Below are 24,387 nucleotides of genomic sequence, written 5' to 3' on the forward strand. Positions count from 1 at the left end.
ACGTACAATCAGCGTGAGACAGTGCACTAGCGAGGATCAAACTATGAAACGGAGCACGGAGCGAATTCTCACCACCCACGTCGGCAGCTTGCCGCGTCCAACTGACTTGCGCGAAATGTGGGCGAAGCCGACGAGCGAAGCGGCACTGCAGGCGCGGCTGCGCTCGGCCATTGGCGAAGTCGTGCAGGGGCAGAAAAATACCGGCGTCGATATTCCCAACGACGGGGAGTTCGGCAAGCCCATGCGCTCGGCGGTCGACCGCGGCGCCTGGGGCAACTACATTTTCGACCGCCTCTCCGGCTTCACCGCGACATCGGCACAAACCATCGCACCTGATATGGCTAAACCGGGCGCGCCGATGCGCATCGTCGGCGTGCGCTGGGAGCAGCGCGAGTTCGCCGAGTTCTACGCTGACACCGGGCTCGGCGCGCCGAGCACACCGGCCCTGCGCCCAACCTGCACGGGGCCGATTACCTATACCGCGCAGAAATTTCTCGCCGAGCAACTCGCAAACTTAAAAGCCGCCACCGCCGCCGCAGGCATCGACGAAGCCTTTGTTAGCGCCATTGCCCCCGGCAGCCTGGAGATGTTCTGCCGCGACCAGAATACGTATTACCCCACCGTGGAGAAATTCTTAGAGGCAATCGCCAATGCGATGCGCGAAGAATACCGCGCGATCGTCGATGCGGGATTTATTCTGCAACTCGACGACCCTGGTTTACCCGGCGCCTGGGACATGCTCGATCCGCAGCCGAGCGTGGCAGAATACCGCCGCTACGCCGCGCTGCGCGTCGAGATTTTGAATCACGCGCTGCAGGGAATCCCGACGGACCGCGTGCGCTTTCACATCTGTTGGGGCAGTTGGCACGGCCCGCATACCACCGATTTTCCGCTGCGCGACATCGTCGACATCATGCTCAAGGTCAACGCCCAGGCGTACTTGACCGAAGCCGGCAACGTCCGCCACGAACATGAATACAAAGTCTGGCGCGATGTGAAGTTACCCGCCGGCAAAATCCTCATCCCCGGCGTCGTCAGCCACTCCACCGATTTGGTCGAACATCCGGAACTGGTCTCCGACCGCATCATCGCCTTCGCCGACGTCGTCGGCAAAGAAACCGTCATCGCCGGTACCGACTGCGGCCTCGGCGGGCGCGTGCACCCACAAATCGCCTGGGCCAAGCTGCGCGCCTTGCGTGACGGCGCGGCGATCGCGAGTAAGAAGTTGTGGGGTTAGGGTTTTACTCTTTAACCTTAGCGCGTCAATCTTATTTCTCCCGCGGGTCGTGTAGCTTCTCATCCGCGGCGTGATATTTTCCGGTGCGGATCAATTTCACCATGTTCGCCAACGCAAGGGCCGCGTTGCTCACTTCTTTGGACAAGTCCTTGTCCTTGTCTAGATCATGCCGGCCCAACTCCGAGTGCTCTCCCCTAAATTGAAAAGTTTCACCGCGCAACAGGAGGGCAGATGAGCGGAATTGCTTCACGCTTATTCCGCCGATAAATCCGGAAATCTTCACCGTCAACAGTGATGACACTATGGTGTGGGTAAAGCTCGCTCATGCGGATTATACATAGATCAGCGAGATCGGGCTGGCGATCACCGTAACGACTTGCGAGGGCTGCGAGTTGTGGCAAATGGTCTTGGCAGTCGAAAGCAAGGGCGATCAAACCGTCACGCATCATCGCTAGAACCAGTGGGACGCTGCGCAAATGAAAGGCCGTTTCCGCGAGAACGGCTTCGCAAGTTAGCAGCGGTTCAGTGACGCGGCTTGCCAGGTTCAGCGCCCATTTGTGATAACGGTCATTCCGATTAGCAAAACCGACAAGAAAGCCGGTATCGGCAATGCCTTTCACGAGCGGGAAAAGCCCTTGCGCTTGGAGAGATTCTTCGGCCCACGAACGGTTCCGGCTAAGCGCATGAAAGTCTGCGCGCCGTTGCCGGCTCTGGCTTTTTCTAATTGATCCCTTACGAGCTTTCCTTGCGAGACACCGCTTTTGGCGGCAGTGTCCTCTAACCAAGCCGCGAGATCCTTAGAAAGACGAATCGTGATTGTCTGACGCATTTGACAAAAGTGTACACAACTTTGAGCGCTGCTTCAACTGCGCGAATAAAACCCAGCGCCGTCAGCCGCTCGCGGTCCCGGTCCGTTCAGTCAGCAGCGTCATTTTCTTCTAAGGTTCCCACATCGGCCGTTGGGGCAAGGCTTTGTCCAGGTATGACTGCTTGAGAAAGAAAAAACCGTCGAAATGATCGCGCGGGTTGATTTCGACGCCGCTTTCGTAAGGCCCTGGGAAATTCTGATTTTGCATCCACCATTTTGAATGCTGCGCCAGAAAGGCAGCGCTCGACGTGAAGAATGAAAAAAGTGTGCCCGGCATCATGCAATTTCTTGTCGAGGGAGTTACTGGCAGTCGGTTTCTTCACCTTTGGCTCATCTATAAATGACAATGACGACACAATCGACACTTACCGCTTCGCGCGCACAGCCACCAATGCGGCGAGCAGCGCGCCGCTCACGGCGGCGAAATGCACCGCTGCCATTGGCACCCAGGTGCCGTCGGCGAGAAGTCCGGTGAGTTGTTGCAGCGCGGCGGGCCAAAAGAATTGCGAGAAAACCACCGCGCCCGAGGCGGAGCCGGTCAGCTCGCTGTCGACGGCCATGGCGCCGGCTTGAGCGTAGGGCATAGAGAGTCCCTGGGCGAGGCTGACGAAAATGCCTGGGACATAGAGCGCGGCCATTGAGATGCCGCCGAAGTAGAACCAGGCGATAAGCACAGCGCCATTAACGAATCCGAGCACGCCGCCCAGCAGGGTCATGAATTCGATCGAACGGCGAGCACCGATGCGGCCCGAGATGAAACTTCCCGTCATGAAGCCGAGCGGGAAGGCAAAAACCCACAGGCCGATCTTGGCGGCACTGGCGCCAAGATGTTCGGCGGCAAGAAATGAAGCCGCGGTCGCCTGGGTGTAAAAGGCCGCCGACTGCAGTCCCGGTTGCAGTATGAAGCCGACAAAGCGCCGGCGGCGCAGGAGCGACATGTAGCCGGCGAACACGCCGCGCGGCGCCGCAGCATTGCTGGCGCGGGTTTCCGGCACCGCGAAAATCACCGCAAAGATCACCACAAGCCCGATAATCGACGCAAACACGAACAACGCGCGCCAACCAAAAAGCGCCGTTAGCTGCCCGCCGATCGGCGGCGCCAGCATTGGCCCGAGCACGTAGGCGGCCGTGAGATAGGCGATCACTTGGGCGACGCGATCTTGACCGTAGACGTCGCGGGCGATGGCGCGCGCCAGCACGACGCCGCAACCGGCGCCCGCTCCCTGCAGCACGCGCCCCGCTAGCAGCATCGTCATGTTGGCGGCGGCCATGCAGCTGGCAGCGCCACAGGTAAATAACACGAGCCCGCCGAGGAGCACGCGCTTGCGTCCGTAGCGGTCGGACAACCCGCCATAGGCGACCGTGAAGAACGCCATGGTGAACATGGCGAGCGACATGGTGAGCTGCGCCGTTCCTGTCGAGACGCCGAAGGCCTCTTTCACCGCCGGCATGGCCGGAATGAAGAGATGGAGCGAAAGCGGCCCGATGAACGTAACGGAGACGAGCGCGACAAAAAAATACCAGCGCGGCCGGAAGGACATTGCCATGGTTTATCAGCTAGCGAACGGAAAAGCGCAACTGCTATGGCGCAGGGTTCTTTGTCACGATCAGAGGATAGCGCGCGCTGCTTCATCTAATGCCCGGGCAGCGGTCCAGCGCCGGCAATTTTCTTAAGTAGCTCGACGTCTTCAGAGTTGCGCGGCAGCTTCTTGATAACCCCGTCGAATTCGTTCGGCAAGATTGGCGTCGGCGAGATCGTAGTCTACGCCAGTCTCGTTCAGCACCGCTGCCATGATGAAACCGCCCGGCGGAAAACCCATCGTCAAACCAGCCGCGCGCGCGGTTCTGTAGATATAGTTGGCCGCCTTGCGCCCGCCGCCGCCCGCCATGTATTCGACCATGACGTTGGGCTGCCCAGGAATATGTTTGCGCAAATAAGGCAGCATCGCGCGCAGCCGCGCTTCGCCCGAGCCGCCCGGTTGCTGGCCGCTGATAATGGTGATGGTCTTGCCGCGATAAAATTGCGCTTGCGCCAGCGCGACGCTGGACGCTAAACCTAACAGGCAGACCGAGATCGCAGCTAAGACGCTAGCTTTGTGTTGGGTCGTCATCGATTTCTCCTCAAGGATCGTCGGCACGAGAATCCGGCTTTTGCATAGCTCGATTGTTCGATGGGAGTCAAATACCGCGCTGTGTCTCTTGAATCGACCTAAACTTTCATGATCTGTTGCCGTCGTGAGCGACGCCGAATGGGAGGGTCCGTGAAACGATCGTCACGCGCAATCGCTATCCTGTTTGCCATTCAAGCCTTGTTATTTTTTGCTCCGCACGGCGGCGCAGCCGAGAAAGCGGCTTGGCAGCTCGATTGGGAGAAAACCGTGCGCGCGGCCAAGCAGGAAGGCGAAATTCAAATCTACGCGGCGATCGGACCGTACGATCCTGGCATCTTCTCGGAGTTTCAGAAGGACTTCCCTGAGATCAAGCCAACTGTCATTCACGGCAACAGCAACCGTATCTCGCCGCGGCTGATGGCCGAACGGCGCGCCGGCAAATATCTCGCCGACGTCTATCTCGGCGGCCCAAATTCACTCTATAGCTTTTACCGCAACAAACTGTTCGATCCATTGTCAGGAGTGCTCGTCTTGCCGGAAGTGCTCGACACCTCGCTCTGGTGGGAAGGCAAGCACCTCTACGTCGACCCCGAGCGCAACTTTGTTTTTATCAACGAAGGCAGCGTCGCCGGTTTTGCCATCACCTACAACACCCAGCTCGTCAAGTCGGGCGAGTTCAAGTCCAACTGGGACGTCTTGCAGCCCAAGTGGAAAGGCAAGATCGTCAGCCTCGACGCCCGCGACCCAGGCTTTGGCGGCAGCGAGCTGCGCTTTCTTTATTATCATCCGGAACTCGGTCCAGAATTCGTCCGCCGCCTCTTCGGTGAGATGGACCTGACGCTCAGCCGCGAGCACAAACAGGCGATGGACTGGCTCGGCCTGGGCAAATATGCACTCTGCGTGTTTTGCCGTGACGGTTTCGCGACCGACGCGAAAGCGCAGGGATTACCGGTAGACTACATTCCACCGGCCAGCCTGAAAGAGATGCCGCGCCTGAGAGGTAGTTCCAGCGCCATCGCGCTGATCAACCGCGCGCCGCACCCCAACGCTGCCAAAGTATTCATTAACTGGTATCTTTCAAAGCGCGGCCAGATGGTGTACCAAGAGGCCCATGGCGACCGCGATTCATTGCGCATCGACATCGCCAAGGACAAAGTGCCGACAATGCTGCGCCGCGTCGCCGGGCGCAAATACTTTTTCGTCGATAACCCGGAATATATCGACTTAAAACCGGCGGTGAAAATTATCGACGACGTGCTCGGTGCCAAGGGGCGAGCGCAGTGAGATGGCAGAACTTGGATCGGCGCTGTATTGACGGTTTGTTTCGAACATCACCAATCCGTCCTCCGTTCGTCCTGAGCCCGTCGAAGGACTCCGAGGAACTGGTGTGAGGAGTATGGTTCTGTGAACACAGATAAACAGCTCGACTACCCCATCATCGACGCCGACGCCCATGTCGTCGAGTCCGAACACACGTGGGATTATCTCGAACCGTCGGAGCAGAAGTTCCGCCCACTCTGCTTGGAGACGCGCGAAGACGCCGGCATCAAGCGCGAGTTTTGGCTGATCGACGGTAAAGTCTGCGGCTTTCGCCAGCCGGCATTTTCCCGCGAAGCGTTGGAGGAGTTGGCGCGAACCACCGGCCGGCGCTACGCCGTCGATCGCGACGCGCGCGAAATGGCCAATGTCGCGCTGCGCCTCGACTACATGGACCGCAACGGTGTCGCCGTCCAGGTGCTCTACAATACCATCTTCATCGAGCAGATCAGCCAGCGTCCGGAAGTCGAACTGGCGCTCTACCGCTGCTGGAACCGCTGGCTCGCCGATATCTGGCGCCAGTCAGAGAATCGGCTGCGCTGGGCCTGCATGGTGCCAACGCTGAGTATCACCGATGCCATCGAGCAAATCCGCTTCGCCAAACAAAACGGCGGCTGTGCCGCGCTGATGCGGCCGGTCGAAGGTCAGCGGCTGCTGTGCGATTCTTACTTTTATCCCATCTACGAGGAAGCCAGCCGCCTCGACATGCCCATCGTCGTGCACATCGCCAACGGCAACCCCTGGCTGTGCAGCCTTTACGATCATCCGTTTCGCCTCGCCGGCACGTTTCATCGTTTCCGCGTGCCGACAGTGGCCGCTTTTAATGACGTGCTGCTGAGCGAAATTCACGACGTCTTTCCAAAACTGCGCTGGGGCTTCATCGAAGCCAGCGCCCAGTGGCTGCCGTGGATCCTGCGCGAAGCCAAGAGCCGCTTCAGAAATCTCGGGCGCGAGTGGACGAACAACGTCCCGCGCCAATACAACATGTTCGTCACCTGCGAGAACAGCGACGATGTTACCTACGTCGCCCGCGACGCCGGCGCGGATTGCCTGGTCATCGGCACGGACTACGGCCACACCGACCCGTCGAGCGACATCAATGCGATCAAGATCTTTCGCGAACGGGACGACGTCGATGCGAACGTGAAGCGGAAAATTTTGAGCGACAACGCCCGGGCGTTGTATGGGTTATGAGGTCTTTTTGGCTTTTGACGCCGAGTTCCCCTCTTTGAAAAAGAGGGGATAGGGGAGATTTTCGGAGCTTGTGCGGAGGGGTTCTTTTGAGCCCACAAAAAATCCTAACCTCCCTTCGCTAAAGGGAGGAACCGGCCAAAAAGGCATCCAAGAGAGATTCAGCTGTCGCATCCGAGTACTCCCTCACCCACTCGAATTCGCGAGGGTCTGTTTTTTCTTGGAACGTGGAGATTGCTTACTCCCGCTCTCTTGGAGCATTTCCCGCAGCGCCACGGCCTGATTATGCTGCTCATCATGCGCCGAATAGAGCAGCGTGACCGTTACCTAGCGGGCTTGCTGCTTCAACGAATCGATGATCTCCGTTCTATCGCGCAGCTCAGCGCGGTAGCGCGCACAAAACTCCTGCCACTTCGCCGGGTCGTGATCGAACCACTTTCGCAACTCGGTCGACGGCGCGATCTCGCGCAGCCACAGATCGATGCGGGCTTTCGCTTTCGAGATACCGCGCGGCCAGAGGCGGTCGACCAGCACCCGATAACCATCGCGCGGCGCCGCCGGTTCGTAGATGCGTTTGATTGCGAAGTTTGCCACCGAGCTAGATTCCCGACCCCAGACTAAAGTATTCTGGCAAGACTTTTCGCACTTCCGGATCTTCCAGCGAATAAACGTTCATGCGCACCAGCGGCGGTACATAGATGTGCACCGAGATGGCGCTGTGATCTTCGGCCTGAAGATTGGAAATTTGGTGAATCAACGAAGTCTCCTCGACTCGGCCGTTGCCAGTCGAATACACCGCCGAGCTGAGCGCTTTGATCATGCCGTTCGGAGCTTTTTCGAACAAACACTCCGTGATCTCGCCCTGGAGAATCTTAATGCCACCGAGCGAGCCGGCGTGGTCGTGAATCGACGATCGTTGGCCGGACTTCCAGCACATGATCATGATCTCGAACTCGTTGGTTCGGTGAACCAGATTGCGCGCGTATCTTTTATCGGAGAAAAACACGTAAGGTCTAAGCTCATCGTTTGAGATTAGAAGCCGGTCCAAGAGGTCCTGCATTCGCGCCGGATTCACCGCCGGCCAGTCGCGTTGCAATACTTCTATCAATGTTTGTAACGAAAGATCCGGTTTCATTCGCTATTGCCGCGGCATCGTCAGCGGACGAACTAAAATCGTCCTTCTTGTTCGAGCTTCTTAACAAACTTGTCGTCGACTAAATCTTCGGCTTTCAGGGCGCGAATTTTTTCATGGGTCGGTCCGAGAAAGCGGATCGTCGAGCGCACGCCGTCGACATTGGGATAGATTCTTCGCTGGTACATGTTCGCCAGGCGTTCGTAGCCGCCCAGGGCGTCATCGAGCCTTGGCAGCTTGAGTCCTCTGACCATGCTCTGCAGCACGCGCTCTTTGTTCTTTTGATCGAGCACAAACGTCACCGCCTCCGACATGGCCCGCAATAAGCGCTCGGTCGTATCGGTATTGGTGTTGACGTACTTGCGCAGTCCGAGCAGCGCCGTGTTCTGGTAAGGAATCTTCAACTTGGCCAGATCGGCAAGCACCGTGAAACCCTGGCGCTCCAGGACCGACGCAAAAGTATAGTTGAAATAGGCGCCGTCGATCACCTTCGCTGGCATTGCCTGCGCCAAAAGCGATTCATCGCCGACGACGCGAAAATTGATCTTATCGCGCTGCGGCTCCAGCCCCCAGTGCTCGAACGCGAGCATGGAGCGCATCCAGACACCGCCGCCCAAGCTTGTCACGCCGATGTTTTTGCCTTTAATTTCCGCCGCGGTTTTGATCTGCGGCTGCACGACAAATGTGCCTTCCAGGGTGTGAATCAGACTGGTGACAAACACCGCGTCCATGCCATTGCTTATTGCGCCAAGCGTCGACCCGGTCGCCGCGCCCATATAGAACTGCGCCTCGCCGCTCGCCAGCGCCGACAACGCCACCGCTCCATTGCGCACATGCACAGCGCGCACGTCGAGACCGTGCTTGGCGAAGAGCCCGTAGTCTTTGGCGACGAACATCGCCGTCTCGCGCTCGCTCAGGCTGCCGAAGGTGATGAGCAACGAGTTCGGCGCTGCGGCACCCTGGGCGTGCGCGGCAAAGAATCCCAGCACCAGGAACAGCGCGAGCGCTCTGATCGTCATAATGGCCTCCCCAATAGCTGCCTCGGTCTAAGATCACTTTTTGATTGCGGCTCCGGCGCGCTGAGCTCTTCGTCGTGCAATGCTCTTTCCGACCTTTGCGCCCTCTGCGTTCTCTGCGTGAGATGCTCTGATCCGATTCCTATCGTGCCGCGCCCTTCTGCTCCAGCTCTTTCTTCACTTCCGCAATCCACCTCAAGTCAAGAAACCGCTCCGCCGCCAGCGGTGTTTCTAATTTCAACGGCAAGCGCACACCATATTCTAAAATATTCCTCGCACCCTCAGCAGAAGGCATACCCGGCACACCCGCCGGCATGGCGCGCGACCAGTTCTTGATTGCATCGACCAGCATCGGTTTGGTGATCTTGCCGAAGGGCAATTTTCCCTCATCGCACCTCCATTCCACGAACGTGATAGATCACACGCGACGATTCAAAACTGAAAAGATAAACCACGAAACACACGAAACCGAGTTTTTAAGAGCACTTGAAAAAGACTGCAGCTTCTCAGAGACAGCGCCATCGCGATAAACTCATATCACAACGGCGCGGGGATAGCAGGGGAATTCAGAACTCAGACTTGTGATAAGGGTCGTTTTCTTGCCCGCGGCAACTTTTTTGATTTCCGGGAGCAATCAAGACTCTATCATTATAAGTAAACCCGGTGCTTCGGACTGCGCCCAAGTGACCCTCTAGCGTCCGCTCAAGCCGGCCGTCGCTGATTCGGTACAGGCGAATGATGCCGTCAGCACTGCCGATCGCCAATAAGTCGCCATCCCGCTAACAAGCAACGGAATAGACTCGAGTAGATGAACCGAGCTGCACCACCGGTTCAAGCATGTTGCGATCGAACCTGACAATGGCGGCGAGGCCCTTGGAGCGCGCCATGCCCGTCGTGGCAAACTGAGTGGTGTCATATCTTGCGTTAGTGAAATCGCAGTGGGTCATCACGCTGTCGCTGAAAACCGCGCCGGTGAGATCGGTGCCGATGAAGACGCCTTTTTCGAACAGGGTTTTTTCTGCGCGAACACCGCTGCGGTTGGCGGCGTGAAAGCAGCAACCGGTGCAGCGAGTTTGCGCCAGATTGGCTTTGCTAAGATCGGCACCGGTAAAATCGGCGTCATTTAGCTCGGCGCCTTCCAACACGACTTCCTGTAGCTGCGCGCCCATGAGCCGGGTCGCTGCCGGAATACGCCCGGCCAAGACCGCGCGCAGCTTGTTAACGGCTTGATTTCTTCTTCCATCCTGGCGCGAATGCGCGCGCTCCGATAGAGTACCTGCAGCGCATTTTCCGAGACGTTTGGCTGATATCCCGAAGTAAGAACCGACCGCAGCGGTTTTTGAATCACGTCGTTGCCGTCGAGCAGTGTCAGAAAGAAAACCACCTTGCGATCTAACTTCTTGGCGCCAAGCACCAACACATCGGGGTCACTGCGGCTCAGCTCGGCAAACCATTTGCGTGCTAGAAAGAACTCACCAAAAGAGCGGTGAATGAACTCAAAATCGCCGCCGTCGCGTCTGCGCCGCAGGAACGATGCGGCCTGGGCCTCGTTGACGATGTCTTGCACTTCCTCGTCACCGAACTCGATCTGCTTGCCGCTTTGCAGTCGGCTGACGAAGTCGGTCAGTTCTTTGGTCGTAAAACTAAACTTCTTGTCGCGCCACATCTGCAGGGCCAGCTCCATCATCAGCGCCAGCTTGGTCTCTTTGCTGAGCACAACCCGGCCTTTGGAAAAATCGCGGTCGACCCAGGCGTTGGTGTAAACGCTGTAAAGACTGGCAGCGTTGAGCGTTTCGCCCTCACGCAGGTTGGGCAGACTTTTCACGATCATGTCGAGCAGCAGCGGCCGCTGCGCCAAATCGCGCAGGTTGTAAATCTCCTGTATCTTTTGCCAGTCGTGGTCTGCCTGCGCACCGCGCGTCTTGCGCAAATAGGCGCGAATCTGCTCTTCGTTGAACTTTTGGAGATAGACAACTTCCGCGCCGGACTGCCGGCGCAGTTCTTTGTAAAGCGCGGTTTCCGCAACGGTGATCGACGGCCCTTGGCCGATCAGCTTGCTCTGTTCGTTGCCGTCTTTGAAGTAATGGGTTCGACAGGTCAGTAACACTTTCGCAGCGCCTTCGGCCGCGCCGCGCAACTCTTGAAAATTGGCCTGAGTGACTTCCCACTTGATGCGGTCAGCCATTTCATCGAAAGTGTCGAAAAATAAAACGATCTTGCCGAGACGCAGCAGATGCTCGAAGCGTTGAAAGTTGAGCCCGGTAACGCCGCGGTCGCGGAAATGTTTGATGACGATGCTTTTCAGGGCGACTTCTTTGCGCACTTCGCGCAGCGGAATCAGCACCGGCGCCGGATGGCGCAGCGGATCGTCGCGAAAACTGCGTGCAAGCTGATAACCCAAGAAACTCGCGAGGGTCGTCTTGCCAGTGCCCAAATCGCCAACAACCACGAGAAGATTGGAGCGAGAGTCGCCGAGCCATTTGGAGAGGTACTCGATGGAGTTATGCCGTTCGTAGGCGATGTCGGTCTCGACGTCTGGGCGAATAAAAAAGCTCTAGTTGAATCTAACATCGGCCACAAATCGACGTTCAATCCGCGCTTGCCGATGTTGCGTAGTTGCGCAATTGCGCAACTACGCAAATGACCAAAGACCAATCGCGCAACCTGCATTTACGGCGGTGGAGACTGTCACATCAACTTAGCGTTCAAATCTTCGGAGCCCTTCGACATGGCTCAGGGCAAACGGGCTGAAGGGTTCTGTTTGGAGAAAGTCCCATCTGGCAGTTTGGTGAATTGTGACTGCCGCTCGACGGTTTACGCTTGGTCGCTGCCCTCATCGCCCAACCCTGGCCCAGCCGCACGCCGCTCGAAGGTCATGAGCCCAGGACAGACTGGGCGAGCAGGCACAAGCGAAGATCGATTTCACAATCCAGGAGAAAAACGTCAATCGAGATCTTCTCCTTCATTCTTGCTATTTCTTGGCCCCACGGCCAATATGAGAGAACTGTGCGGGCTCGAGCGCGAGCACGCAATTCATCAAGGAGAAATGGCGTGAAGTTTGGTTACTACATTCTCAACACCTACGTGCCGGAAATGGACGGCGACAGCAGTGCGCTTTATTCCCATTGGCTCGAACAGATCGATGCGGCGGAAAGTCTCGGCTTCGATTCGTTGTGGGTTACCGAGCATCACTTTCGTTACTTCGGCGGCATGATGCCGAGCCCCTCGGTGATTCTCGCCGCGGCAACTCAGCGAACCAAGCGCATGAAGCTCGGTGCGGCGGTGTCGATTTTGCCGATGCACAATCCGCTGCGCATCGCCGAAGAATTTGCCATGGTCGATCAGTTGTCGAACGGGCGGCTCTTGTTCGGCGCAGGGCGCGGCATGCATCCGACCGAATACGTCACCTTCGGCTACGACTGGAACAACGCCCAGGAACGCTTACCGGAAGCCCTCGACATCGTCGCCAAAGCGTGGAGCCCCGACGAGTTCGAATGGCAAGGCGAGCACTACAAATTTCCCAAGCTCAACGTCTATCCCAAACCGCGGCAGCAGCCGCACCCGCCGATCTATGTGACCGCCAATCGTGAGCCGGAGAATTTCAAGATGATCGCCCGGCGTAATCATCATTTGATGACCCTGCCGTGGATCGCGACCAATGAAGACCAGCGCCCGCGCGTGGAGATCTATTTGAATGCGTTGAAAGAAGCGGGGCACAGCACGGCGGACAAAGACATTTTCACCATGTATCCGATTTACGTCGGCGAAAACGACGACAAAGCCAAAGTGGAAGTGGTCGAACACTGGCACCGCTGGCGCAGTTTTGCCATGGAAGCCACCGGCTCTTTTCCCGGCACACCCACTTACGAACCCAGGCTCGCGCATCTGAGCTACGACGCCATGGCCCGCGACAGCCGCGGCATTTTCGGCGGCCCGGAAACCTGCGTGCGCGCTCTCAAAAAGATCATCGACGTGGTCGGCACCAACCACATCGGCCTGACGTTCCACTATGGCGGGTTGAGTCAGGAGCGCGTGCTGAAGTCGATAGAGCGCTTTGCCAAGCACGTGCTACCGGCGGTGAGATAGGAATTTTCCACCACGAAGGGCACGAAGGTAAGAAAAGAAAATAATTATTCTCTATCCGAACTTCGTGATCTTCGTGCGCTTCGTGGTGATTTATTCATTTCAGCTTCTGCAGAAATCCTTCTTTCTCGATCTCATCCAATAAGCTCATATCGACGAACTCCGCCGGATTCTTTTGCGCCGAGTCCATCTCTTTCAAAATGTTCTTGATGCCTTCTAAATTGGTGCGCGGCGGCATATCGAAGCGTTTGGCGAAAAAGTCATAGGTTGCCTCAGTCGCTTCCACGTCATCGATACGCAGATACTTGCGCAAAATCTTGATGCTGCCAGCCTTATTGCTCCGCACGTAGTGAATCGCTTCGATCTGTGATTTGAGAATATTCTTCACCAGCGGCCGCTGTTTCTCGAGCATGGCGCGCGTGACGATCAGCGACGTGTTGGGATAGGCGCTGAAGTCGCCGATGTCGGCGAGCACGTTCATGCCGCGCTTCTTGGCGAGGTGAATTTCCGGATAGGAGAGAATCGTCGCGTCGATCTGCCCGAGCGTCAGTGCGGTCAGCCGCGCGTTGGTGGCGCCGGATTGTAAGACCGTCACCTGTTTGGGATCGATCTTCCAGCCGCGCAGCGCCCACTGAATGCCGGTGTCGTTGGAGCCGCCGAAGCGCAGAATGCCGATCTTCTTGCCGATCAACTGCTGCGGCGTTTTGATCTCCGGCCGCGAGATCACTTGCAGCGACATGCGATTTTCCAACGTGCCGATCAACACGATCGGCGCGCCGCGCAACGCTGCGCCGATCGCCGCCGATGCCGAGTTCTGACTGAGCTGCGTGCTGTTGGCGAGCAGCGACTGCACGCCCAGCGCGCCGCCGCTGATCAGCAGCGGCTCAATATTGATGCCGTATTTTTTGCCGATCTCCGCCTCTTTGTTGACCCAGATCGGCAGCTGGTAGCCGGCAATGCCGCCGTAGCTCGCGTGTATCAGGGTCGGTTCGGCGGCGTGGAGATTTGCGGCCGAGAAACAAAGCAAAAAAGCTATCGCGAAAAATCGATGTGCCACGTTAGACTACTCTCCTACAATCGCTCCATCGCCTGGGCCATGCCGCGCAAGCACTCGCCGAGGGCTTCGCGCCATTGTTGTGCTTTCATGGGATACCTCCTTCAAGATGTCGGGATTCTTTTGTAAAAAATCGCGCGTGACTGCGAAGACGTTCATCGCAAATGGAATGTCCAAATCGGCCGCATTGAGCAACGCGCGGGCCGGCGCCCGCGGTTTAACCGCCGAGACGATCGCGGCAACTTGTTTTTCTTCGAAGGCAGCCTGCATTTCCGGCGTGCCGCCAAGCGGCTGCATCGGCGCGACTTTTTCCAATCCCAGCTTGCGCAGGACCAGCGTCGTCACCGTGTGGCCGGTGGAATTGTAGCGCGAGATGCCAACCGTTTGGCCTTTGAGCTGCTCGGCGCGGGCAATTTCCGGCTGGACGTAAAGCGTCATCGACGGCCGATTGGTCATCGCCGCAATCGACAACACCGGCGCGCCGCGCGCCGCCGCCAACACGACGCCGCTGATGCCCGGCGCGCTCATATCGAGACTGCCGCCGAGCAAAGCTTGAATGTTCGTGCCGCTTGACGGGATGTAGATTAGCTGAACGTCGAGGCCGTATTTTTTGAAGGTCCCGGTTTCATGCGCCATCCAGACACCGGCGACCGTCGGACCGACCGCGGAACAGGACAACCACAGCGGCGCGGCGAATACCGCTCTCGAGCCAAGCACATAAAGCCATAGAATCGGGACAACCAGTCGTATCATCCTTAAGAGACGCCTCTTTATGACCGCTAAAATAAGGCCATTGCGGCGCGAGCGTCAAGCGGCGAACAATTTCGCGATGGCCCGTCAGATAACGGTGGGTTCCACAGGAGGCCAAGGCTCTCACTTGTGCACGCCTGCGGGGTTCAACACTTCAGGTGAAACAGAACCTTAGAGAAACTTACTCTTGTTGCGCATCAATCCTGCCGATAATTTTTAAAAGCCTCGGGTCAAGTCAATTCGACCGCGGCTTGGATAAAGAGAAGTAACTAAGGAGGATTCGATGGGCCTGCTGTTTGTTCTTGCTGTTCTAGTGTTTCCAACCGCCCTGTCCGCCCAGACCTTCTACAAATGGAAAGATGAAAAGGGTCAATGGGTATTTTCGCAAAATCCATCGGCCGTAGGTAAAGCCACGGAGCGTGTCGACATGCCCGGATCGACGGCTGATACCAGCGCCGCGAAAAGTGACAACTGCGTGCCGTTCAAGCTCGGCGTGACTCGTGCCAACAAGGAGTTTTCATCTCGGGGTTCTTCCATCCTCGTCGAAGACTTCCAGATCAAGCTCCTGGACCAGACGGCAGCGAAGACTCAACTCAGCTGGTCGGCGCGGTTGCGCAATGTCGGCGGCTCGGTGGAGCCATTGAGTCTTATCGTCGATGTCTCCGACTGCCAGGGCTTTAAGCTCGGCAGCGGCGAGCGTGACAGCACGCTGGACCCACGGCAGGTAATATCGGTCTCGGACACAGTGCTTCTGACTGGCCCCTCGGCCGCAACCGTCGGCCGCTTTGCGCTCCGCCTTGGCACTGCGAAGACCGCTGAATCCAGCTCTGCGCCAAGCCAGTCCGTATCCAGTGACGCAAAAGCGGACGTCGTCTTGATAAGTCATCGCATCCAATCGGACAGCGAAGGTTTTTGGTTGGTGGGTCGAGTCCGTAACCGCGGCCGCATACCGGCGCGCAACGTTAGGTTAACCTACAAGTTGCGGGAAACCGGCGGCGCACGAATACCAGGAGGCTTGTTCTACCTGGACGGGTCCGAGCTCGCGCCGAGCGCCCACGCTGAGTTCCGCCAGCGGCTGCCCCAACTCCATGCCCGGTCAAGAGTCACGCCCAGTGTCGACGTCGAGTGGCAGTAAATTCGATTAACAGTAGCTCTATTGTGCAAAACGTCCATGCGAGGTTAGTGCGGCCGCGAGCGGACCTGCGCCCTCCTGCAATCGTTATACCGGGGAAACGAGCCGCCGCGGCTTTTCAATAACCCCACAAGCGTCCCATCCGGAGCTCTGACGACGTGCCTCAGCGGCTCACTGCGAAGATCGCGGCGCGTGTTGTCGCGCATCATTTGGCTCGTGCGCCGCCACAGCTGCGGTCCGCCTCCTCCACCGACATTGGGCGTGATCAACACGTTGGGCAGATTCCACAGCGGGCTCGTCGCCGGTAGCGGCTCCTCAGCCAAAGCATCGAGCCCGGCCCCTCGGATGCGCTCAGCCCCCAACTCCGGTGGTCCCCTTGCTTGTAATCGGGTGGGTCCCTAAAGTGAAATCGAGCAGCAACGTTTAGTGCAGAAAAGCTAGTCGCTCTGTTGGCGCGGGTCGGCTCGTTCTCGATGACCTGCTGTACGGCCAATGCATTCGACATCACACGGCCCGATGACGCACCGGTCGGCCTCAAACCATCGGCTGTCTCTTTCGCACAAACGATCAGGTGGTATTGCTTGCCGTTCATCGACGATAAAAGCCGGCGGGCAAAACTAGCGCGGAAGTGAGTGTATTTCAGGTCGTTGCATTACCGCGCTTGGGATGGCCGGATGGAACTAGTGAGCGGAAGCTGTTCGAGTTGCAAGTGCACCGGCTTTTCCAAAGCACGCTAAAGTTTGTCACCGGCTAAATGTTTTGACTAGTTAGCGCGCGGCCTCCGCGATGACATTGCCATTGCCCAAATTGGAGACGCTGGGCTGTCCGCCGCCGACACCTTCTTGCCAGTCGAGCCGATTGTTATTGCCCACGACGGCGATGCTGCGCGCAGCTTCGAGCGCGACGGTGTTGCGATTGCCCTGAACGTTGACTTGGCCACATGCACCGCGAAACGTGAGCGCATTGTCGTTACCCAGGATGTCGACATCCTTGCCGCGACACTCGACCGTGCGCTTGTCTCTATTTTGCAAGACGACGATGCGCTGGCTTGGGTCATTGCTTGGCGCTGCTTTAGTCTCTCCGCCAGCCGGCGCACCGGGTTTTCCCGCCTGCGCATTTGATTGGACGACTACATTACCCGCGCCCGTATCGCTCAAGCGCGGCGGCTGGCCGTTGAAGGCCTTCAGCCAGGTGACGTGATTGCCGGGACCCGATACGATGATTTCAGATGTGGACTCGACAACGACCACGTTCGACGGACCCGAGATATTCACGACGCCGCAAGTGCCTTGCAATGTAACGTGATTGGCGCTGGATTGGACGTCGACATCCATGCCTCGACACGAGACAGTGAGCTTGCGATTGCCTTCAGGGCCCACGACAACGCGCTTGCCCGAGGCTTGCAGGTCGCGCCTATTGGATTCGTTTTCCGGCGCCGCGTCAGTTTTTCCAGCGGGCGGCTTGACGGTTATGGCTGAGCCATCGCCTCTCTTGACGGTAATGCCGCCTGGCTTCGTGATAGTGACGGAGTCCGCCGCCGGTGCGTTATTGCACACGAGCCAGGGGAAGAGCAGCACCGCACCAGAAATGGCACAACGGTGGGTCTTCATGACAGTGTCCTTTCATGGTGTGGAACTTTTGACTACCTTCTATAGTGAGAGGTCTACCCTATGAGGCCGCCGATTGTGTCGCTCAAGGATGGGGTGATCCTCTGTGAAATTCTCGTGGCTTTTTACAATTTCTGTCGCGTCGCGGCGATCAGTGCGTAAACCTTTTTCATTTCGCTTTTGCCAAAGCGCTCTTACAGAGCTCGCATGACTGCAGCTTTGTCGGCGTCAAGGGGACAGACCCAGACGCGCATATTCCTGCAACACCCGCTCTTTGAATTCGAACTCATGGCGTACAGACCGAATGCACTCGTCAATGTGCGGCCGGAACTTTTCGATGTCGCGCGGTTCGTATTCTTCCAGGAGCAGCGGCAACAACGATTCGTAATTGAGGTCGTCGCTGCTTTCGAGAATATTCCAGCAAGTCGCGGTGACGGCCGTTTGGTTGATGCCAAGCGCCCAGTGAATCGCTTCCACCGATTCCGGCTTGCACTTCCAACAGGTAACTTGGCCCGCAGGCTCCTCGACGTACCAAACAGTACCTTCGATCCCGGTTAACTTTTCGTCTTCGGTGGGCTTGTTGCGCCATGTGTTCCCCCGAGCGCAGCACGCGGCCGGGGAAGCGACCGAGTAAATAGGCGAGCGCTTGTTTTTCGGTTTTGGTGTCCGGAAATGTAATCGTTACCATCGTGAATCTCTCTGAAACAACCGGCAAGGATCAGTTTCGCTTTAGCTCTTTGACAACGCCTCTTCAATCTTCCGGGCTCTCCGGGAGAGCTTTCGTTCCTCGGCGATCCGCGATTTCATGCGTAAATACGCCGAGCTAATTGATGAGATTTTCTCCACCCCCACTGCTCTGCCAATTTCTCCGTGCCGGTGCCCGCCCAACTCTCGGCTTAAATAGATCGCCATCATCCGCGCCTCGTTTTCTTGGCCTCGCTTTCGTCCCCCGCGAATTTCTTCGACTCGTTTACCGTATTCCTTTGCGGTCGCTTTGACAATTTCAGCGATGCCTGTCCCAAAGATCTCCCGCGACTCCGGTTTCTCCGCTTCGACTCGTGCCTTATCGCCGAGCTTTTCGATCACTACTTCAATAAACTCTTTGCTTCCTAAGACTGGCTTCTGATACGGGCCTCGGTAAAACCGCTCGATCTCTTTCTCGACCCTGTCGTGCATGATTTTTTGGTATTCCTGCAATCCTCGGAACCGGGAAAGCACCTCACTTGTTTCCAGCCAGACCGGGCGTTGCTTCTTGTTCAAATACGACCAATGGCTGCTCCAGCGGTAAAAATCCACGTCCGTCACGATGCCGGCCGCTACTGGATTGTGATGAATGTAACGCACCACCGACAGAAAATGTTCCTCGGCGTCGATCAGAATCGCTTTGTAGCGGCCGCGAAACAGTGCACCGTCACGATGGTGCACCCGGTTGAACTTCTGAGTGTAAACGCCGTTTAAGTGGCGCATCGCCCGCGCTAGACCTGCCGTCGGCGTTGAGAGCAATAAATGGTAGTGATTGCTCATCAAGCAGTAAGCATAAATCTCAACCTTCCACAGCCGGGTGATCTCGCCTAGCAGATCGAGAAAACTCTGCCGTCCTTTGTCTTCGAGAAAGATATCGCGACGAGACTGCCCGCGGTTGATGACGTGGTAATACGCTCCGGGATATTCGATTCGCAGCGGTCGGGCCATGTGGAACGTCTATCGCAACGCGAGCAGGGAGTAAAGAGCTAAACATAGACTTGACCCCTTTTGGATTTCATCAAATAGTAAGCATAAATCTCAACCTTCCACAGCCGGGTGATCTCGCCTAGCAGTTTCCGCAATCGGGAATCAGCTCGAAGCCGCTGTGCAAGCCGCCGTGATAGCGCAGCCGCGTATTTTTGATTCTCTTTGTGCCGAGGCGCAGCCAATCCCAGGGGTCTTCTTTGTGCTCGCGCACGAATTTTTTCAAATTGCCGGTGTTGAAGAACTCCATCGGCTCGAAGCCGGCTTGATCCATGTGCGGCAGCGCCGGCAGCATCATGCCGGTGCGCATGGAAAGCGCCCAGAGACTTGAGTTGCCATCCCGCAAGGTCGTATCGACAATCTTGATTTCATCCATGGGGGCTTTCTCCTCGGCGCGTCAAACCACCCGCACGACTCTTTTTCCCTGCATGATCTCGGGGTCGTGATTGGGAAACGCCAGATCAGGCCGGGCCGCCGTTGCAATCGCGCGGTCGAGCGCGGCGACCGTGTCGCCGAGATCGTAGTACCAGCCCACCGGATGATGATCGCGGATGTTTTTGAAAGTGTAAGCGATGTCGCCGCAGAGCACCGCTTTGCCGGCCGCGGTGTCCAGCGCAATCATTTGCGAACCCGGCGTGTGGCCGCCGGCTTTGAGCAGATTCAACCCAGGGTAGAGTACGTGGTCACCGTCGATCAGCTCGATGCGCCCTTCTTTCTGTAGCTTCTCCAAGCCGGGCCGAACTTTCGGCCGAATCTGGCTGTCCAAAACTTTGTGGCGCATCCGTGGCCCGGTCCAGAACTCGAGCTCGGCGCGCTGAATGATAAACTTGGCACCCGGGAAATAATCGAAGCCCGTGAAATGGTCCTGATGAAAATGGGTGACAATGACAGTTTTGAGCTCGTCCGATTTGAGGCCAAGCTCGGCCAGCAGCTTCGGCGGGTCGATGAACTGTTTTCCTTGAGCCCATTCCGGCGCCACGTAGTCGGGATGATAGCCGGTGTCGACAACGATGGGACCGTTGGGTCCTTCAATGAACCAGAAAATATAGGCCACCGGTTTGTCCCGGTCCACGTCGCTGCGCAGGCAAGGCATGATGCCGGAGCGCCACCAGCTCTCGCTCATGCCCACCATCATCGCGTGCACGGTGTGATTTGCCATCGACACCCTCCTGAATTCTTCGGACTAACCGAACCATAGTCTGCTGCTACGAATTGCGTCAACTACAATCTCGGCACGCAGATCACCTTGAACGATCTGTCCAGCAAACATCTGGCGGGTGACATCGATCGTGCTCGAGTTTCACTTTAGGGACCCACCCGATTACAAGGAAAGGGACCACCGGAGTTGGGGCGATTTACGCTCGGTCCTCGTCAATCCAGTAAATTACGATCTCGTATTTCCAATTACTTTTCATCGCCGGAATCACGCGGTGAAATGAATTCGCTTTTGAGCGCGAGAGCCGCCGCCAACATTTTGACCGTGTGCGGCTTCAGCCCAGCGCGAAACACGATGTTGCCGTGGAACGGATTGCCGACTATCGGGCTTCTTTCGCATGGCAAGGGATCGGTGATCATTCTTACCCGGATCGAAGTTTCTTGAACGTCGGCAGTTAGAATCCGCGCGGCGCCATTTTGAACGCTCAATTTCAAGTTGGTCCATGGTGCCAGACTCGTAACGCTCGGACTGACCGCGAGAAAAAACGTAGTACCATCCGTAATCATTTGGATCGGCTTCGAACGTGAAACCCAGCCGACGATCTTTAAACGTCCATTCGAGTAAAACTGATCCGTCGTCCAATGCAGCCAATCTAAGCGGTGGGAACGAATTGTCTGCCGGGATGTACCGCGCAAGCTCGGTCAAAAAGACAGAGAATTTCTTTTCGGCGCGGTTCACATAGGTTTCTGGATTTCTCGTAAGCGGATCTAATGATGGGATGACGCAAGAATTTTGTTTCTTACTCGTCATCCCAAGATGTATTTGGCGCAGGGCTTTTCACAGTGGCCACCGATCTCTTGCTTATATTAGCCACTTAGCTATGCCGCGGCAAGTTGTCAACGTCGGCGGCAATTCGCCTGAACAAAATCCACGCGAAAATTTTCCGGCACCCAAAAACGCAAAGAGCCCCAACCTCTTTCGAAGTTGGGGCTCCTTTTTTAAATCCGGCAGCGTCCTACTCTTCCATAGGGCGACCCTATAGTACCATCGGCGCTGGAGGGCTTAACGGCCGAGTTCGGGATGGGATCGGGTGTGACACCTCCGCTGTTGCCACCGGAAACTGTTCGGCCGTTGAAAAGTCCACCTGCTTCGTTGCGCTTGGTCGACTCGCGTACTCACTCAGTACGCCTCAGCTCGTCTCCCAGCGCGCGCCTCGCACCTGGCACTTTTTGAACGGCCTCAAAAACCGTGCAAACCTTGCTTGCGCTCGCTTGCTAAGCTGTTCGCTCACAACTGAATACGGGAACGGATCTGCAATTACATCAGTAGCATTGATAAATATGGTCAAGCCGCACGACCAATTAGTACCAGTTAGCTTCAACCATTACTGGTCTTCCACATCTGGCCTATCAACCTCGTAGTCTACGAGGGGTCTTTAGAGGTCTTACGACCTGGGATACCTTATCTTGGAGGGGGCTTCCCGCTTATATGCTTTCAGCGGTTATCCCGTCCGTACATAGCTACCCGGCAATGCGGCTGGCGCCACAACCGGAACACTAGCGGTACGTTCTTCTCGGTCCTCTCGTACTAGAGAAAACTCTCCTCAAGTATCCTACGCCCACGGCGGATAGGGACCAAACTGTCTCACGACGTTTTGAACCCAGCTCGCGTGCCACTTTAATCGGCGAACAGCCGAACCCTTGGGACCTACTTCAGCCCCAGGATGTGACGAGCCGACATCGAGGTGCCAAACACCCCCGTCGATGTGAACTCTTGGGGGGTATCAGCCTGTTATCCCCGGCGTACCTTTTGTCCGTTGAGCGATGGCCCTTCCATGCGGGACCACCGGATCACTATGACCTGCTTTCGCACCTGCTCGAGATGTCTCTCTCGCAGTTAAGCCGGCTTATGCCATTACACTCGAAGGCTGGTTTCCACTCAGCCTGAGCCGACCATCGCGCGCCTCCGTTACAATTTGGGAGGCGACCGCCCCAGTCAAACTACCCACCATGCAATGTCCCCCAGCTGGATGACAGCTGTAGGTTAGAGTCCAAGGCCAATAAGGGTGGTATTTCAAGGTTGGCTCCACGAAAGCTAGCGCCTCCGCTTCAAAGCCTCCCACCTATCCTACACATACTAACCCTAGATCCAGTGCAAAGTTATAGTAAAGGTGCACAGGGTCTTTCCGTCCTGCCGCGGGTACCCGGTATCTTCACCGAGAGTGCAATTTCGCTGAGTCCCTGGTTGAGACAGTGGGGAGATTGTTACGCCATTCGTGCAGGTCGGAACTTACCCGACAAGGAATTTCGCTACCTTAGGACCGTTATAGTTACGGCCGCCGTTTACCGGGGCTTCGGTTCAAAGCTTTGCCTTGCGGCTAACCTCTCTCCTTAACCTTCCGGCACCGGGCAGGCGTCAGGCCCTATACGTCGTCTTGCGACTTAGCAGAGCCCTGTGTTTTTGATAAACAGTCACCACCCCCGATTCACTGCGGCCCTTCTTGGCTCCATGCGCGGGCACTTCACCAAAAGGGGCATACCTTCTTCCGAAGTTACGGTATCAATTTGCAGAGTTCCTTAACCAGAGTTCTCTCAAGCGCCTTGGTATATTCTACCCGTCTACCTGAGTCGGTTTACGGTACGGTCACCTATAGTACTCGCTACGAGGATTTTCTTGGAAGCGTGGAATCAATCACTTTGCGTCCCATAAGGGACTCGTCATAACCTCTCGGTGGTAACGGCCCGGCGGATTTACCTACCAGACCCACCTACAGGCTTGAACCGGGATATCCAACACCCGGATGACCTATCCTTCTCCGTCCCCCCTTCGCTGATAACGCACCATCGGTGGTGCAGGAATATTAACCTGCTGTCCATCACCTACGCCTTTCGGCCTCGGCTTAGGGACCGACTAACCCTGGGAAGATTAACTTTACCCAGGAAACCTTAGACTTACGGCGAATAGGTTTCTCACCTATTTTATCGCTACTCATGTCTGCAGAATCTCTTCTAGAACCTCCAGTAGTCCTTACGGTCTACCTTCGCAGGCGACTAGAATGCTCCCCTACCAGATAATATCTCCGCAGAGATAATAAATTCGCAGCTTCGGTAATGTGCTTAGCCCCGTTACATCTTCGGCGCAGACTCACTCGACCAGTGAGCTGTTACGCTTTCTTTAAAGGATGGCTGCTTCTAAGCCAACCTCCTGGTTGTCTGTGCGTTTCCACATCCTTAACCACTGAGCACATATTTCGGGACCTTAGCTGGCGATCTGGGCTCTTTCCCTTTCGACCACGGAACTTATCTCCCGTAGTCTGACTCCCGTGATTGGGCAAAACGGAATTCGTAGTTTGGTTAGGTTTAGTATCCCGGTAAGGACCTTAGCCCGTCCAGTGCTCTACCTCCGTCCGCTAAACACGAGGCTATACCTCAATATATTTCGGGGAGAACCAGCTATCACGGAATTTGATTAGCCTTTCACTCCTATCCACAGTTCATCCGAGAAGTTTTCAACCTTCACCAGTTCGGACCTCCATTTTGTGTTACCAAAATTTCATCCTGACCATGGATAGATCATCCCGCTTCGGGTCTACTCCACGCAACTGAATCGCCCTATTCAGACTCGCTTTCGCTGCGGCTTCACCTCAATCGGCTTAACCTTGCTGCGTAGAGTAACTCGCAGACTCATTATGCAAAAGGCACGCGGTCAGGCATATCCCGAAGGACATAGCCCTTCCACTGCTTGTAGGCACACGGTTTCAGGTACTATTTCACTCCCCTCACTGGGGTTCTTTTCACCTTTCCCTCGCGGTACTAGTTCACTATCGGTCACGAGATAGTATTTAGCCTTGGGAGATGGTCCTCCCGGCTTCCCGCGGGATTTCACGTGTCCCGCGGTACTTGGGAACTGCTTCCAGAAAGTCCAATACATTTTTCCTACGGGACTATCACCCTCTTTGGTTGGCCTTTCCAAGCGCCTTCAGATATGAATTGGTTTGGTAACTTT

General features: G+C 56.5%; 23 protein-coding genes, 2 rRNA genes and 1 pseudogene (1 of these 26 cut by a window edge). 5 read left to right on the plus strand and 21 right to left on the minus strand.

Annotated elements, in window-relative coordinates; all coding sequences use genetic code 11:
- Nucleotides 1–43: 43 nt before the first annotated feature.
- Nucleotides 44–1,237 carry a cobalamin-independent methionine synthase II family protein gene (locus FJ145_01290; GenBank protein ID MBM4260057.1) on the plus strand — a complete coding sequence of 398 codons (1,194 nt, stop codon included), beginning with the start codon at nucleotides 44–46 and terminating at the stop codon, nucleotides 1,235–1,237.
- 209 nt (nucleotides 1,238–1,446) lie between these two features.
- On the opposite strand, the gene FJ145_01295 is transcribed toward FJ145_01290, so the two are convergent.
- The 4 genes from FJ145_01295 to FJ145_01310 all read right to left on the minus strand — a co-directional run bounded on the left by FJ145_01295 (nucleotide 1,447) and on the right by FJ145_01310 (nucleotide 4,216).
- Nucleotides 1,447–1,857, minus strand: a complete 411-nt coding sequence (locus FJ145_01295) for a pilus assembly protein (GenBank protein ID MBM4260058.1) — start codon at nucleotides 1,855–1,857, stop codon at nucleotides 1,447–1,449.
- A gap of 295 nt (nucleotides 1,858–2,152) precedes the next feature.
- A complete protein-coding gene (locus tag FJ145_01300; GenBank protein ID MBM4260059.1) occupies nucleotides 2,153–2,428 on the minus strand; it encodes a hypothetical protein in 276 nt (91 codons plus the stop codon).
- Between the two features lie 42 nt (nucleotides 2,429–2,470).
- On the minus strand, nucleotides 2,471–3,652 hold the full coding sequence (locus tag FJ145_01305) for a multidrug effflux MFS transporter (protein MBM4260060.1): 1,182 nt from the start codon (nucleotides 3,650–3,652) through the stop codon (nucleotides 2,471–2,473).
- A 141-nt stretch (nucleotides 3,653–3,793) separates the two neighbouring features.
- Entirely contained in the window at nucleotides 3,794–4,216 is a 423-nt protein-coding gene (locus FJ145_01310; protein ID MBM4260061.1) for a hypothetical protein, read from the minus strand.
- 108 nt (nucleotides 4,217–4,324) lie between these two features.
- Between FJ145_01310 and FJ145_01315 the strand changes: the two genes are divergently transcribed.
- Nucleotides 4,325–5,500 (plus strand): extracellular solute-binding protein, encoded by a 1,176-nt coding sequence (locus FJ145_01315; protein ID MBM4260062.1) that lies wholly within the window; start codon nucleotides 4,325–4,327, stop codon nucleotides 5,498–5,500.
- A gap of 120 nt (nucleotides 5,501–5,620) precedes the next feature.
- On the plus strand, nucleotides 5,621–6,727 hold the full coding sequence (locus tag FJ145_01320) for a hypothetical protein (GenBank protein MBM4260063.1): 1,107 nt from the start codon (nucleotides 5,621–5,623) through the stop codon (nucleotides 6,725–6,727).
- Nucleotides 6,728–6,910: 183 nt separating this feature from the next.
- On the opposite strand, the pseudogene FJ145_01325 reads toward FJ145_01320, so the two are convergent.
- The 6 genes and pseudogenes from FJ145_01325 to FJ145_01350 form a co-directional block, all read right to left on the minus strand.
- A pseudogene (locus FJ145_01325) lies at nucleotides 6,911–7,318 on the minus strand (DUF488 domain-containing protein).
- A gap of 4 nt (nucleotides 7,319–7,322) precedes the next feature.
- A complete protein-coding gene (locus tag FJ145_01330) occupies nucleotides 7,323–7,859 on the minus strand; it encodes a hypothetical protein (protein MBM4260064.1) in 537 nt (178 codons plus the stop codon).
- 32 nt (nucleotides 7,860–7,891) lie between these two features.
- Nucleotides 7,892–8,875: an ABC transporter substrate-binding protein gene (locus FJ145_01335; protein ID MBM4260065.1), complete on the minus strand. Its 984-nt coding sequence runs from the start codon at nucleotides 8,873–8,875 to the stop codon at nucleotides 7,892–7,894.
- Nucleotides 8,876–9,014: 139 nt separating this feature from the next.
- Nucleotides 9,015–9,251 carry a hypothetical protein gene (locus FJ145_01340; protein ID MBM4260066.1) on the minus strand — a complete coding sequence of 79 codons (237 nt, stop codon included), beginning with the start codon at nucleotides 9,249–9,251 and terminating at the stop codon, nucleotides 9,015–9,017.
- 400 nt (nucleotides 9,252–9,651) lie between these two features.
- A complete protein-coding gene (locus tag FJ145_01345) occupies nucleotides 9,652–10,041 on the minus strand; it encodes a pentapeptide repeat-containing protein (GenBank protein MBM4260067.1) in 390 nt (129 codons plus the stop codon).
- The gene (locus tag FJ145_01350) at nucleotides 9,996–11,321 is read right to left on the minus strand and encodes a hypothetical protein (protein MBM4260068.1); all 1,326 of its coding nucleotides are present in this window, start codon (nucleotides 11,319–11,321) and stop codon (nucleotides 9,996–9,998) included. The genes FJ145_01345 and FJ145_01350 overlap by 46 nt, the downstream gene beginning before the upstream one ends.
- 602 nt (nucleotides 11,322–11,923) lie before the next feature.
- On the opposite strand from FJ145_01350, the gene FJ145_01355 reads away from it, so the two are divergent.
- Nucleotides 11,924–12,958, plus strand: coding sequence for an LLM class flavin-dependent oxidoreductase (locus tag FJ145_01355; GenBank protein MBM4260069.1), 1,035 nt, complete (start codon nucleotides 11,924–11,926; stop codon nucleotides 12,956–12,958).
- A 94-nt stretch (nucleotides 12,959–13,052) separates the two neighbouring features.
- On the opposite strand, the gene FJ145_01360 is transcribed toward FJ145_01355, so the two are convergent.
- Together FJ145_01360 and FJ145_01365 are read right to left on the minus strand one after the other, a co-directional pair.
- A complete protein-coding gene (locus FJ145_01360; GenBank protein MBM4260070.1) occupies nucleotides 13,053–14,012 on the minus strand; it encodes an ABC transporter substrate-binding protein in 960 nt (319 codons plus the stop codon).
- Between the two features lie 6 nt (nucleotides 14,013–14,018).
- A complete protein-coding gene (locus FJ145_01365; GenBank protein MBM4260071.1) occupies nucleotides 14,019–14,762 on the minus strand; it encodes an ABC transporter substrate-binding protein in 744 nt (247 codons plus the stop codon).
- Nucleotides 14,763–15,042: 280 nt separating this feature from the next.
- Between FJ145_01365 and FJ145_01370 the strand changes: the two genes are divergently transcribed.
- Entirely contained in the window at nucleotides 15,043–15,894 is an 852-nt protein-coding gene (locus FJ145_01370; GenBank protein MBM4260072.1) for a DUF4124 domain-containing protein, read from the plus strand.
- A gap of 44 nt (nucleotides 15,895–15,938) precedes the next feature.
- On the opposite strand, the gene FJ145_01375 is transcribed toward FJ145_01370, so the two are convergent.
- From FJ145_01375 to FJ145_01415, 9 genes are all read right to left on the minus strand, one after another.
- Nucleotides 15,939–16,253 carry a hypothetical protein gene (locus FJ145_01375; GenBank protein MBM4260073.1) on the minus strand — a complete coding sequence of 105 codons (315 nt, stop codon included), beginning with the start codon at nucleotides 16,251–16,253 and terminating at the stop codon, nucleotides 15,939–15,941.
- Between the two features lie 405 nt (nucleotides 16,254–16,658).
- The gene (locus tag FJ145_01380; protein MBM4260074.1) at nucleotides 16,659–17,501 is read right to left on the minus strand and encodes a DUF3060 domain-containing protein; all 843 of its coding nucleotides are present in this window, start codon (nucleotides 17,499–17,501) and stop codon (nucleotides 16,659–16,661) included.
- Between the two features lie 225 nt (nucleotides 17,502–17,726).
- Nucleotides 17,727–17,975 carry a hypothetical protein gene (locus FJ145_01385; GenBank protein ID MBM4260075.1) on the minus strand — a complete coding sequence of 83 codons (249 nt, stop codon included), beginning with the start codon at nucleotides 17,973–17,975 and terminating at the stop codon, nucleotides 17,727–17,729.
- A gap of 252 nt (nucleotides 17,976–18,227) precedes the next feature.
- The gene (locus FJ145_01390; GenBank protein MBM4260076.1) at nucleotides 18,228–19,190 is read right to left on the minus strand and encodes a transposase; all 963 of its coding nucleotides are present in this window, start codon (nucleotides 19,188–19,190) and stop codon (nucleotides 18,228–18,230) included.
- A gap of 118 nt (nucleotides 19,191–19,308) precedes the next feature.
- A complete protein-coding gene (locus FJ145_01395) occupies nucleotides 19,309–19,602 on the minus strand; it encodes a hypothetical protein (protein MBM4260077.1) in 294 nt (97 codons plus the stop codon).
- Between the two features lie 21 nt (nucleotides 19,603–19,623).
- On the minus strand, nucleotides 19,624–20,385 hold the full coding sequence (locus FJ145_01400; GenBank protein MBM4260078.1) for an N-acyl homoserine lactonase family protein: 762 nt from the start codon (nucleotides 20,383–20,385) through the stop codon (nucleotides 19,624–19,626).
- A gap of 264 nt (nucleotides 20,386–20,649) precedes the next feature.
- Nucleotides 20,650–21,192, minus strand: coding sequence for a hypothetical protein (locus FJ145_01405; GenBank protein MBM4260079.1), 543 nt, complete (start codon nucleotides 21,190–21,192; stop codon nucleotides 20,650–20,652).
- A 192-nt stretch (nucleotides 21,193–21,384) separates the two neighbouring features.
- Nucleotides 21,385–21,500 (minus strand): 5S ribosomal RNA (gene rrf, locus FJ145_01410).
- A 220-nt stretch (nucleotides 21,501–21,720) separates the two neighbouring features.
- A 23S ribosomal RNA gene (locus FJ145_01415) occupies nucleotides 21,721–24,387 on the minus strand; it runs 332 nt beyond the window's last position.

It is taken from the genome of Deltaproteobacteria bacterium (genome assembly GCA_016874755.1).
Classification (GTDB): Bacteria; Desulfobacterota; Binatia; order UBA9968; family UBA9968; genus DP-20.